The sequence below is a fragment of the Paenibacillus alkalitolerans genome (genome assembly GCF_016482785.1).
Taxonomy (GTDB): domain Bacteria; phylum Bacillota; class Bacilli; order Paenibacillales; family YIM-B00363; genus Paenibacillus_AE; species Paenibacillus_AE alkalitolerans.
Genome location: NZ_JAEMXM010000001.1, coordinates 476,703 through 489,793 on the forward strand (window position 1 = coordinate 476,703; position 13,091 = coordinate 489,793).

Consider the following 13,091-nt stretch of genomic DNA (forward strand, 5'->3'; position numbering starts at 1 on the left):
TTTCATTTCCGAATCATTTTACCATAATTCTGGATCACTGTTTTAAGATAAAAAAACGACCCATATTGGGTCGGTAAGTTTTTGCTGCAATATAGTTGATTTCGGCATTATCTGACTTGAATTCTGTCAAGTATATCGATAAAGTAAATGACCTCCCTCCTCATGTGGTCCGCAAGCAGCGGAGGGAAATTAGTTTGCCCGGTAGGTATTCTGCATGTGGATATTTCATCCAAGATTCTGGTCAAATAATCACGAAACGCAAAGGAGAGCTTCCTATTTTCATCAAGCAGCGCGCGCAATTGAGTGCCGGTATTTTCAACTTCTTTGGCCTGTAGCATAAGATTCTGGTAATCATTCTTGAAACGAATGGCTGTTTGCCGGTAACTCTCTTGAACTTCGGGGCGGAAGCTCATCGAAAGGTGTTCGGCATGCTCGGAGTGGGTACGGGAAAAGAACATGCTTTCTTCAATGGCTACCGTAAAAAGCTGTTCCGACGGCAAACGATTGTACAATAATCGTGGAACCGTTTGGGCAAACCGTCCTCCGTCCATTAACCCTAAACGTTCGCGTGTGCGGGTTTGTTGATTGGTTTTTGACCGCTCTAATGTGCCTACAAACCGGTCTGCTTCCCGCCGGACATGATCTACAAGAATAGCGGGCAAAATGCCAAGCCCCTTGCAAGCTTCCAAGGCTTTGAAGATCTCATTTTTAAACATTATCAATTGGTTGACCATGACGATCGTTTCTTCCCTCAAGTTGAACAGGATTACGTCCGGAGCTGTTGGAGGCGTCGCAATCGTACGGCTATACAGCTTATCGAGCTCAATAGCAAATTGATCGGCCATTCTGAAAAGCTCCTCCTGCTGCGGATTCGGATCAAGTCCAAGACGAATAAATTTGGCATGTTCGGCCATAAGTATCGTCCATACCCGCATTTCTTCCAATGCCGCGATAAGAGCCTCACGATCCGGGACAAAATTGCTGTTCATCATATGAGCCCAAATCGGTGCGTTAAGAAACGGATGTTGATACAGATAAATCCCTCCTTGAAATAGGTTGAATATTAATACCTATGCCAGTAAGAGGTTTTCTTTGATCTGGAGCATAAATTATTTATTTGTCGGTAAAGAGGGATAGTACAACGGATCTTTATAATACGGGATATACGGAACAGGATATGGAGTAGGGTAAGGGAAAGCTCGGTGATCGCATCGGCAGTTAGGTCCGCACTGACAGTTTTCACACCGGCAATGAGGGTTCATACACTTGCTCATAATGCACCTCCTTTCTAAGTGCATCTTAACATGACCATTTATTTATATGTTGTTCATACTTTAAATGCGAAAATAAAAACAACTTCTCTGCAATACCCGAGAAGTTGCCGTCTTGAACAATTTACTTATGAAACCTCTTTGCACGCTCTTTTGCAATCGTCTCCGTTACACGCTTCATACACACCCATAAAATCGAGCCGGTGATCCGTCACCTTAAACCCGTACTCGCGTTCCAATCGTTTCTCCAATTCAAGCAGCCAATCGTCTTTGATCTCTTTAAGCTTTCCGCATGCGGTACAAATCAGATGATGGTGCATATGCGCTTGCTGTTCGCCGCGGAGGTCGAAGCGGGCCACCCCGTCGCCGAAGTTCATCTTTTCAACGACATTCAGCTCGGCTAACAGCTCCAGAGTCCGATATACCGTAGCAAGACCGATATTGGGGAAAAATTCTTTAACCAACATAAACACATCTTCGGCGCTTAAATGCTCGTGTTCATTCTCCAGTAATACGCGGACGGTCGCTTCACGCTGCGCCGTCAGCTTGTAGCCTTTGCTGATCAATTCCCGGTTGATCTTGTCGAGCTGCTTCGATATGGTCACGTTGAGACATACACCTCCCATGGAAACTAAACACATGTTACAGGTTTGCTTTTTAGAACTATTATAATCTATACGGTGCTCATGTTAAATCTTTTTGTATGGAAAGTAGCTGGTAATATTTTTTCTTAAAAACTACACCTGTTTTCAAACCATTTTCCTTAATCAGTTGAAGTGTTCGATGCAAATGAGTGCAAGCCTCGAAATGTACGGAAATGCGATCTACCTTAAGGTTTACAAAGCGATGAATATATCGTTCAGGCTCATGGATCATCAAGTGCACATCGAGTGGAAGTTCTGTGCATTGCCGGACAGCTTTTACAATCGGGAAGCCCATGGAAAGGTTCGGGACGAAACGCCCGTCCATTACATCAACATGAATCATATTGACGCCGCTTTTATCAACTTGGGTGATTTCTTCTCCAAGCTTTGAAAAATCGGCTGATAAAATGGATGCAGCGACTAATACCATTAAGCTTCGCCCCTCTTGTCAAGACACTGTGTAACCTTACCCTTTATATGAATGCACATACCGATAAAGCTCATCTTCCTCCTCATCATCGGAATCCGAACGATCTTACCAAGTATTTAGAAATGGACTGCTCATTGCAGAGGTGCGACAAAACAAAGGCCGTTTTCCCACAGTCATACCGCTGAGGGAGCTCGTCCAAAACCCTTTTTACTATATACTGTATCCGGAAAATCACCCTCATCTACACGATCGTTTTCCATATTGTGTCTCACACTAATCGTCCGGTTTCCTTCCTTGTACGATGCTACTTCCCAGGATTCCCCCACTTCCGTTCCCCCTTTAACGCCATTTTCCAAATCGTCGCGATGCACGATGGAAACATGACTATGAATGTAACGGACAGGAACACCAATGACCATGGTTGGTATTCCACGAAAGGATGTATGGAAGGCTCCGCCATCGGTGCCGCCCCCAGGCATGATTTCGATTAGATACGGGCCTTCCCCTAGACGATTGTCACCGTCTGTAGTTCGTTGAAATCGTTTCAGCCGGGGCTTCATTCAGCGGAGTATAACGAGCAAAAAATTAATTCATTGATATCAATGGTACGCGTACAATCCCATACTATACCCCTTGAAGTTCCTCACAGTTGGTCCGAACGGAAAATCTGTTCATAAAGCCGCGTGTATCATATATGAAGTTTGCCGCCGTGCAAGCGACAAAGTGCCGGCTCGTCCGCAAAGGATGAATGAATTTCGAACGGCTTTTTAATTTCTGAAGATGCTTAGCCGTAATCCCCTTCTTCATCAAAGCTTCTTCGAACTCTTTCTGGGCGGTCTGCTTTGCTTTGAACAACATCATTTGCACCCTGCTGTATACATTGATCGCTCCGTCTCCCGTTGTTTCGATGGGGAGGAAAATCGCATCCGGATATTTTTCGGTGATCAATGATTGTACTCCGTCCGACACGCCGGAAGACGGCATGCATCCGAACGGCTTGACGGAGATGGTCATATTAACTTTCCGTTTTTTCACGTTCAGGATCAGCTTCCCTACTTCCATATGACCCTCTCCGCCGCGAAGCTGGTTGTTATAATGATCGTGGGCTATCTTCGCGATTTCCTCCATGTCGGGCAGGTGGTATTGGTGCATGCCGATTACTCTCGCGTATGTTTGGAACATGACCCGAAGAATACGGTCGGCCAAGCACAGCATACGCAGGAGCATATGCGGATTTTTCCCCTGTAAGCCGTGTTTGCCGGAATCGGCTCGACGAAGGCTCATTCGTTTCAATGTATCGTACCGCCCCGCCCAAAGGAGGTAAAGTATCCAAGCCGTAACAGACTGTACTTCCACTTCCGCCCCTTCATTTTCCAAAAACCGCTGCAGCTCGTAGTTGCCGTCCCCTTCGGTAGTCATCGCCCAAATAAAATACATAAGAAATTTCGAAAATGTTATTTATATAATGAGCTGTTTTTCTCTGCAAATTTTCAAAACCCTTTTCTCAACTGAAACTATCCCTTAAACAAACGTTTTTTGAATTGTCAAAAAGGAGGTTTGGCACTGCCAAGCGTAAAAGAGAGCATCGATTTCTCGATACTCTCTTTTTCAAAGAGGTTGTACCTTTCACAGGTTTTTACAACCAGGAAACCCGCTGCTCCGTTGTTGCACCGACTTCTAACACAACCTTGATGGGGCTATCTGTTCATTGCCAGTCGGTTTAGTGTATCCTTACCTTATCACGAAACTGACATCATATGGATTAATCCAAGTTGAATCCGTCCAACCATCGAGGTCATAATCACTCATGCACTGCTCCACCATACCTTTAAAGGCATCGGCAGAACCATTATTCATTGCTTCCATCAAGGCATGGATGCGAATATCTTCGTAATTACCGGTATAGTTTCTTTCGTACAATCGATGACGACCGCCAAATTCGCTGCCTACGGCATCCCAAAGTAATTTATTCAACTTGACCTTCTCAAGGCTGTTTACCCCGTTGGAACCACGGTAAAATCTCTCCAAGTATGGGCGAAGATCCGGATTTTTAAAATCCTCCGAGCTGGAAGGTTGTACGATTAGCCCGCCGCCTGTCACATTTTCAATAATTTCATGAATACGTGTCCAGGCAATAGTAGAGAAAACTCTGTAAGCAGTTCCATGTTCGACGTTTGGAAGAACAGTCCCGTTAGGCCCAGGGGCAGGATCCTTTGCCATTGCCGTACTAATCGCCCAAAACAAATTTCGCCATGCAATCATTTCTCCGACATTTGCTTTGACACCGCGATATTCGTTCGTTCCGGTAGATTCAATAACTTTCAGAAGCAACCCGGCAATAAAGTCAAGCTTTACTGCCAAACGAGTACAGCCATGAAAGAGAAACAAATTAACGAATCCGGAACGCGGGAAGAAGTCATTTGCTTTTTCAATGTCCCTATAAACCAATACATTCTCCCACGGAATCAAAGCTTTATCAAAAATAAGAACAGCATCGTTTTCATCGAGACGGCTTGAAAGCGGGTTGTCGAATGGACTTCCTGTCACGGCTGCATTCAGTTCATAAGATGACCGGCAGATCATTTTTACCCCTGGCGTATCGTGGGCCGCAAAGAAAGCAAGGGCAAACTCTTCTTTTTGAATAGGTAATGTACCGTTGTGAGCGACAAAATTACAATTTGTTATGGCAGTCCCTGTTGCAACCATTTTCGCGCCGCTAACTATAATCCCGGCATCCGTTTCCTTCTCCACATTGATAAACACATCGGAAACATCATGCACCGGTTTGTGTCTGTCGACAGGAGGATTGATGAGGGCGTGATTGATAAATAAGACCCTTTCCTGTGCCTCTTGATACCAACGGAGTGCATTATTCTCATATGGTGTATAAAAACCTGGATTACCGCCAAGAGTTCCCAGAAAAGATCCCTTGTAATCCGGGGTGCGCCCCATCCAACCATAGGTAAGGCGGGCCCAACTTGCGATCGCTTCCCGGGAGGCCAACAGTTCTTCCGCGGTGTTGCTCACTTTAAAAAACCGATGAGTATAGCTGCCTCCACCTGTATCCGTTGCTGTTGTTAACACATCATGGTATTTAGGGTCGTGCAGCGCATCGTAAAGTCTTGCAATGGAACGTGCCGAATTACGGAAGGCCGGGTGGTTCGCAATATCCTTTACACGCTGGCCATTTAGCCAAATTTCCCGGTCATCCTGAAGACTATTTAAATACTCCTTTCCTGTCATCGGCTTACGAACGTTCATCACCGCCCCCCCTTCTCGATCGTTTGCAATCTCAACTTGCCTGACTGACTATAAAATCGTACCGGATTATCCCAAACCAATTGCTGAATTACTGTTTCACCGTACTCTTTCTTTTTCATTTCCAGAGCCGTTATCACCACATTCAACGGGTTGGAAGGCCCCCAATCGGCCGCAGTATTAATTAGCATTCGTTCCATTCCGTACCGATCCAATATTTCAATTGCCAACTCGGGGGAAACCTTCGTCGGATAAATGGTCATTCCGCTCCATCCCCCATAGGCTGCAGAAAGATCAATGGTGTCTAGATTATTGTGGTCGATCAAAACTTGATCGGGATCCAGCCCTACTTCTTTTAGCACCTTAATTGTACGCTCGGTGCCTGCCCTTTTATTTTGATGGGGAGTATGCACCATCACCAACATGTTCAATTCTTTCGCTAAATGAAGCTGACGTCGCATAATCTCTTCTTCCGCATCCGTGATGAGATCAAACCCGACTTCGCCGATAGCCAAACACCGCTCATGCCGCAAATAGTCTTGGAAGCCGTCAACCACCTGGTGCGCAATTTTCAGGTTGTTGGCTTCCTTCGGATTCATCGCCACACAGCTATAATGCTCGATCCCGTATTGTTTCGCTCTTTTCGGTTCAAAACTCAGGATATGCTGGAAATAATCAAAATACGTTTCTGGGTAACGGCGCTCGCTTCCGAGCCAGAAGGAGGGTTCGACTACAGCCTGCACTCCGGATAAACTCATTCGTTCGTAATCATCAGTCGTACGGGAATAACAATGAATATGAGGGTCAAAAAACTTCATTGAGTTCACCCCGATCGCATTTTTTAAAATTTTTCAGTCCCTACAAAATATACGGTCTCGTTTTTTTATTTAGAACGAACCGTTTCTTCGTGCTATTTATCTCCATGTAAACAAAACTGCAGTAACAGGTCATGAATTTCGATGGCCTCTACCTCATTCGGCAACATGATATCTCTGCCGCAAACAATCATGGAAACGTTATCGCTTTCCTTTTTGCTCGGTAATCCATGCGAGCCGAGAATTAACTCCGGCTGTAGAGGAATGCGGCGAGTTTTCGGATCGAAGAACAGTTCAACCGGATCATAGCCGGGCTTGCGATGAATATCGACGGTGTAAGCAAATTCCGGCGCCCGCTCATCCTCTAGCCACCAATAATAAACAAACCAGCTATCCGGTTCCGCGATGGCGATCAATTCGCCGGACCGTGCATGATTTATGAGGTGCTCCTTCTTCTCCGATTCTCCCCAAACCTCCGCAATGCCGGGCAATTGTTCTAAAGATCTCTTAACTTCAGGAATATCATCGGAATTTGGAATGTAGATATGAGCCAACTGGTGATCCGTTAGAGCGAAAGCTCTAGAATACTCCATATTAATAAAATCCATATCATCTACGCGGTCAATGATCTGGTATCCCCTGCTGTGCAGAAACCGGTTGATAAAAATCGGGCGTTGAACGGATTTAAAGGCATATTCCGACAGTAAAACGATACGCGTATTCTCATAAAGCTGCCGGCGGTTTAACTCCTCCATCAGATTGCCGATAAGCCCGTCGATCTCAATTATAGATTGCTTCGCTTGTGTACTGTCCGGTCCGTATTTTTGCGCGTTATAGTCCAGATTGGGCAAGTAAACGAGAGACAACCGGGGTCGATACTCATCTAACACATCAATAGCAGCCTTAAGAATCCACTCGCTCGATTTCAGCGACGCTAAAGGTCCCCAAAACGTCCGTAAATCGAAATCCCCATGTTGTTCCCGGAGTTTCGAATATAATCCGTGGGGCTTGGACGTGCACCACTGAATCATGCGGTTTTCCAAATGAATAGGAGAAGGAGTCACCACATAATCCGCCGTACTAAGTTTGCTGAATTGCCAAAACAATACAGCTGTTTTGGCTTCCGGGTCCGACTTCTTCAATGTATCCCACAACTTTTCACCCTGAATGGGAACCATATACTGATTCCACATTGTAATCTCTTTATATTGCCGGTCCGGGAGTCCATTACAAATAATTCCATGTTCGGAAGGGTATTTGCCCGTTATGTACGTGGCTTGCACCGTTCCGGTTACTGCAGGAAAAACAGGCCTCACTTTGATATGCTGACCACCGCTCGCAATTTTTTGGATATTGGGGGTTAAATCCGGATCAAGCAGATGTTTCGGCTGCAGGCTGACAATATCGAGTACAAGTACATGTTGTTTATTCATTTCCTTCCCTCCTCCTCATGTAACGGAAAATACGTGCGACCACGCATAACTAATAAGCATAAAAGCGAACACGGTTAACCAAGCTGTCATTCCGCCGAAAGTTGTGGCAATCGCTGCATCCAGAAGAGGTAAACCGATAATGCACGTTCCAACCGCTTTGCGAATATGGACGGCGTCCGGTTTTTTTAGAGAAGGATATATCCCTCTGAACGTCCATAGGAAAAAAACGGATACGGTAATGAAAGTCGCCAACAGTGTATCCCCTCTGCCTAAGCACATGACAGCAACCGAGCAAACAAGAATCGCAAAGCTCATCATCCAAACACGCTTCGGATATAAAGCATCCCCTACTTCTCCTCTTGCCAAAGCAGTAACGACGGAAATATAGACGAGACCGATAAAGGAGATCCACCAAAACTTTGGCAGTTGCGAGGGAAGCAAGCTGATCCCGAGCAAGAGATTCAATCCACGGCATGATCCCATACAAATCGGTCCGAAAAGATAGTGTTTTTTTAAAAAAGTGTCATATAGACAAATTAACGCTACCAGCGTACATGCGATGAAAAAACTAACCCAGTGGACGAAAAAAGTTATAACGAGCCCGCTCATTCCCAGTATGCAGATTAACGTCAGCGCATTAGAGCGGGCAATACGTCCGGAGGGCAGCGGTCGTTCAGGCCGTTCTAATTTATCGAGCGGGTAGTCCATGTAATCGTTTAGCGCTATTCCCATGGCATAAAAGCAGGCGCTTGCAATCAGCAAAGAAAATAGGGGAATGAAGTGAAAATGACTCCAAATACCGTAAGCGATCCACCCGCCTGCCATTATATCGGCCATTGCTGTAAACAGATTGGGGAAACGAATGAGTTCAAGATAAGCTTTCAACTTGGTCATAAAAGGTCACGCTAACCTCCTCATCCGTGCGGAAACCTCCAGCCCTATCCCGCGGCTCTTCGTTATGATGCATCTGTATGTCATCTTATTTTTTACTAATTCGCCATACTGCACCTGTTTCCGCATATGGAATGGCCGTAGCCACATCAGCCCCGAGCATACCAAAATCAACCACATAAAGACTTTGTCCGTCAGGCGAGAAACGTACTGCCACAGGACGTTCCGGACCAGAGCCGCCTTTACCGGGCTTAAGATTAATCAAGAAGTCATGTACTTGTCCGGTGATGGGATTGGCACGAACTACCCGGTAGCCGACGGGTTGCATTTCTGCGGTGGTCACTGGAGGAGCACTGCCTAATTGAGCGAAAAATATTTCACCTATCGGAGCGAAAGATTCGTTGATACTAAAGTCAAACTTTTGTGTGGCGGAATGCGGCTTAAATCGAATGAGCGGTTGTTCCGCTAATCTTGGGTGCTCCAATAATAAGAATTCGGGTTGTGGGTGTCCAGGCGGTTTGAAATAGGGTAAGGTTACCGGCAGTCCGCTCGCATAGTCCGGCCATCCGTACCAACCGGGATTTATTTCGTAAAAAGTATCCCAGTCTCCCTCGATCGGTCGGCTTCCGCGAAAGTCAAATCCGTTATTGGTAGCATATAATCGACCATCAGGAGCGAAGCCTAATCCAAATATATTCCTAAAGCCATCCGCTATAATCTCTAACCCGCTCCCATCTGGATTCGCTCGATAAATTACTCCGTTGGCTAACGTTTGTCCCCGAATTGTCTCCCCAGGAAAGCCTGGAGTCCCGAAGGGATGAAATGCGCCGGTTGTTGCCTTATCATTGGGATTTAATTTTGTTAAAGGATTATCCGTTGTAAAATTTTGTCCCTTCAGTCTAAGATCTCGTGCGGGAATATCGTGATAATTCGGTCTGTGACCAAGCCATCCGTAATATGCGTTATCTACTCCCACGACACCTGAGTTAGTGACTGTTCCAACAGAAAAATACATTTTATTATCCGGACCAAATACCAACTCCGAAGTAAAGTGGTCGCTTCCGCCGCGCAGCCCGCGAATTATTACTTCTCTGTGACCGTTTCGATCGATTTTATATATTTTACCGTCGTGACTTCCCTCAATTAAATACAAATGGTTTCTGTACCAAGACATGCCGGTTAGCGGCCCTTCGAAGTCCGAAGCAAATACATGAGTTGTTCCGTGTTTATCGATACGCAGAACCCTTCCTTTGGCATACGCCGGACCATATGCGTAACCCGATTCGGCAACATACAGTTCGCGGTTTTCATCAAAAACCAAACTTGTCGGAAAGGTTAGTCCTGATATAACCGGCTCCAATTCGAATCCTTGCTGCAGCCAGTAATCTGAAGAGCTTATTCGGGCTTCTTTACCATATGTAAAAAGGTTCCTTAATCCCATTAATAAATTAACTTGATTGGTTTGTAAATGTATGAGTTGTTGAAGCGTGGAAAGTAACTGCGGATATTGTGAGAAAAAATAAGTATAGGATTGATAAACTTGTAAAAGCTCATTTTCCCTTTCTGTCAATTCTTTTAAGAGTGAGTACGGATCATCATGATTCATTATTGAACTGAACGGGGTTGCAGGTCTACGAAATTGAAATGAATGTAGTATCATTTCAAGGATTTGGCTTTTTTGTTGTTGGATATGCAGCAGAGGTGGAACATGTGGGCTGTTTCCAACGAGTTTATAAAATCGTTGATATAACTGTCCGTTTACTTCTTCCCAAACTGCTTCTCTAACGATGAGTTTATTCGGGAAATTAAACAAGTAGTTAACCTCCTTTGATCTGAGTTGTTTCAACATCCATAAACTATATGATCAAAGGGTTATCCCTTATGTTTGCATCTACCTGCAAAAAAACTCCGGGAGGAGATTCAACTTTTCGAATACTTTGCCGGACGTTTCCTCCCCGGGAAAATACACATCACTAGCAAGTGGAGTACAAATTATCGTTCATCTTTGCCTACAAAGTGACATATGTCGTGATTAACTTGTTGACTTTAGTTAAGTTCTTGAAGCAGGCTCTTTTAATTCGGTTGCAGCGCTAATAATTGATCAAACTCTGTTGTCCGCAATTAATCGACAGCCTCTTGGTCGTCGCAAAAAGAAGTGTTTTTGCTTATTGTTTGAGTTCAATAAGGAGTCCAGGTAATTGTACGAGCTTTCTCGAAGCGTTCCTTAACATGGCTCCAATTGACCACATTCCACCAAGCGTCAATATAAGCTTTTCTATCGTTTTGATACTTAAGATAGTAGGCATGTTCCCATACATCGAGAACGAGCAGCGGAATGACGTCCCATTGAGACAAATTTTGATGCTTTTCCGCTTGGAGAATTTCCAGCCGGTGAGACCGCGGCGCCCAGACGAGAATCGCCCACCCGACGGCTTCCACTTTTTCGGCTGCGGAAGAAAAATGTTTCTTAAACGCAGAGAAACTGCCAAAAACTTTCGCAATTTGTTCGCTTAAACTTCCTGTCGGTTCCCCGCCGCCTTGCGGGCTCATGTTGTTCCAGAAGATCGTATGCAGGTAATGTCCGGCCCCATTGAAAGCGGCCTCGCGTTCCCAGTGGGCAATGAGTTCAAAATCTCCGGTTCTCCGTGCCTTCTCCATCATTTTCTCCGCTTTGTTTAATCCGTCTACATAGCTTTTGTGATGTTTGTCATGGTGAAGCCGCATCGTCTTTTCATCGATATAAGGTTCCAGCGCGTTATAGTCGTAAGGCAAAGGAGGCAGAGTGTGCTCTCCGATCGGAACGGCATTCATTGAGTTGTTGTCGGCTCTCCATTTTTCCTTATGCAATTCGGGATCATTTTGATTAGAAATTGCATTCGTTTGGAGAAAACGAGTGAAATCGAGATGTAACATTTGGCTTTGATGAATGAGCTCGGCCAATTTCTTTGGATGATACCTTGTCGTATTGGACCACAGAACGTTTTCAGCTTTTGCCGCCAAGTTCCGAAAGGCATACTCCCAATAATCCAACGAATTTTTGCATCCTTCCGGAACTTTCCGAGACAGTCTTATAAAGGATACATAATCGATCCCTTGGGAACACCATTCCGCAATACTTTTGCAGGCTTGGATCGGATCTCGATGCGTATAGTTATAACTGTTCAATATTTGCTTCCTCCTTTCCTTGATAAACTATGCAGACATTTGCCCTCGGGTTCGTTGGTTGACACGCACAGAGATATGTAATATGAAATATATGATTCCCCGTTGGATGTAAAAGGAAATCAACATAAAAACCCTGGCACATTGCAAAGTTTTTTTCGGGATCGATCACTAATTTTTCCTTCTTGTGCTCGATCAAGCGGTGGCGGTTCATATTGACAAACAGATGATTGTGGTTCGCCAATACGTCGCCGTATCAGCCTCTTGAAGTATGCGGCATTGTTTGCCAACGCCGATACTCATACTCTATAACAGGAGCTCCTGTCACAACATCCCTGTCCGATTCCGATGTAATGCTCAGAGGCTTGCTTCAATAATTCCTTATTTTTCCCTCAAATGGAGGGCATTACATTATATAATATTTCATTTTTTCTCCAGCAAAGCTTTCCGATAGTTGCTTGGCGTCTGTCCGGTTGCTTTCTTGAAAGTATTGGTGAAATAGGCCGAGTCCGTAAAACCTAATCTCTCGGCAATTTCGGTTACGCGCAACGACGTATTTTCCAATAGTCTGGCCGCTTCCTTCATTCTTATCGCCGTGACGTAATCCGTGAAGGTCATTCCTTTGGTTTGTTTGAACAGCTTGCTGAAGTAGCTCGGGTTAAGGTGGATCCGATCCGCAGCTTCTGCTGAAGATATGTCGTAGGCGCGATTCGATTCGATGAAATGAATGACCTGGTCCACCGGAGACAGCTCCTGAATGTTTACAACATGTGAGGACGCGTTTTTCCCCGATGACGCATGTTCTTTCGTTCTTATCCATTCGCGAAGGCATCTATCCAGCTCTTCCTTCTCAACCGGCTTCAATAAGTAATCGAATGCGCCATGGCGCAATGCTTTCTGCACATAGGCGAAATCATCGTGCCCGCTGATCATGACGACACCGGCACTGTATTGATTCTCTTTGATTTCTTTCAATAGCGAAAGTCCGTCCATTACGGGCATCCGGATATCCGTAAGAACCAGCTCCGCATCGTTGAGCTTCAGCCAATCCGACGCATCCATGCCGTTTGACGCTTCATGCACGACAGTGACCGGAAGCTCGACCTTTTCAATGACTTTTCTTATCGCGGTTCGAACCCACTTCTCATCCTCCACAAGAAGCAGACGATATATCATCGATATTCCCC

10 protein-coding genes and 2 pseudogenes are annotated in these 13,091 nt (G+C 45.2%); all 12 read right to left on the reverse strand.

Annotated elements, in window-relative coordinates; all coding sequences use genetic code 11:
- Window positions 1-107: 107 nt before the first annotated feature.
- Window positions 108-992, reverse strand: coding sequence for a DUF2935 domain-containing protein (locus JET16_RS02095; RefSeq protein WP_199613937.1), 885 nt, complete (start codon window positions 990-992; stop codon window positions 108-110).
- 407 nt (window positions 993-1,399) lie between these two features.
- Window positions 1,400-1,876: a ferric iron uptake transcriptional regulator gene (gene fur, locus JET16_RS02100; protein ID WP_325176583.1), complete on the reverse strand. Its 477-nt coding sequence runs from the start codon at window positions 1,874-1,876 to the stop codon at window positions 1,400-1,402.
- Window positions 1,877-2,006: 130 nt separating this feature from the next.
- Window positions 2,007-2,345 (reverse strand): annotated as a pseudogene (locus tag JET16_RS02105) (ribulose-phosphate 3-epimerase); the annotation flags it as partial.
- 173 nt (window positions 2,346-2,518) lie between these two features.
- A complete protein-coding gene (locus JET16_RS02110; RefSeq protein ID WP_199613940.1) occupies window positions 2,519-2,905 on the reverse strand; it encodes a hypothetical protein in 387 nt (128 codons plus the stop codon).
- Window positions 2,906-2,969: 64 nt separating this feature from the next.
- Window positions 2,970-3,770, reverse strand: a pseudogene (locus JET16_RS02115) (2-hydroxyglutaryl-CoA dehydratase); the annotation flags it as partial.
- 306 nt (window positions 3,771-4,076) lie between these two features.
- Window positions 4,077-5,606 carry a 4-hydroxyphenylacetate 3-hydroxylase family protein gene (locus JET16_RS02120; protein WP_199613941.1) on the reverse strand — a complete coding sequence of 510 codons (1,530 nt, stop codon included), beginning with the start codon at window positions 5,604-5,606 and terminating at the stop codon, window positions 4,077-4,079.
- Window positions 5,606-6,421 (reverse strand): TatD family hydrolase, encoded by an 816-nt coding sequence (locus JET16_RS02125; protein ID WP_199613942.1) that lies wholly within the window; start codon window positions 6,419-6,421, stop codon window positions 5,606-5,608. Before JET16_RS02125 ends, JET16_RS02120 begins: the two co-directional genes overlap by 1 nt.
- A 92-nt stretch (window positions 6,422-6,513) precedes the next feature.
- Window positions 6,514-7,851 (reverse strand): alkaline phosphatase family protein, encoded by a 1,338-nt coding sequence (locus JET16_RS02130; RefSeq protein WP_199613943.1) that lies wholly within the window; start codon window positions 7,849-7,851, stop codon window positions 6,514-6,516.
- A 15-nt stretch (window positions 7,852-7,866) separates the two neighbouring features.
- Entirely contained in the window at window positions 7,867-8,745 is an 879-nt protein-coding gene (eboC, locus tag JET16_RS02135) for a UbiA-like protein EboC (protein WP_199613944.1), read from the reverse strand.
- Window positions 8,746-8,830: 85 nt separating this feature from the next.
- Window positions 8,831-10,555 carry a PQQ-dependent sugar dehydrogenase gene (locus JET16_RS02140; protein WP_199613945.1) on the reverse strand — a complete coding sequence of 575 codons (1,725 nt, stop codon included), beginning with the start codon at window positions 10,553-10,555 and terminating at the stop codon, window positions 8,831-8,833.
- Between the two features lie 365 nt (window positions 10,556-10,920).
- Entirely contained in the window at window positions 10,921-11,907 is a 987-nt protein-coding gene (locus JET16_RS02145; protein ID WP_233530937.1) for a superoxide dismutase, read from the reverse strand.
- Window positions 11,908-12,327: 420 nt separating this feature from the next.
- Window positions 12,328-13,080 carry a response regulator transcription factor gene (locus tag JET16_RS02150; protein WP_199613946.1) on the reverse strand — a complete coding sequence of 251 codons (753 nt, stop codon included), beginning with the start codon at window positions 13,078-13,080 and terminating at the stop codon, window positions 12,328-12,330.
- Window positions 13,081-13,091: the final 11 nt, after the last annotated feature.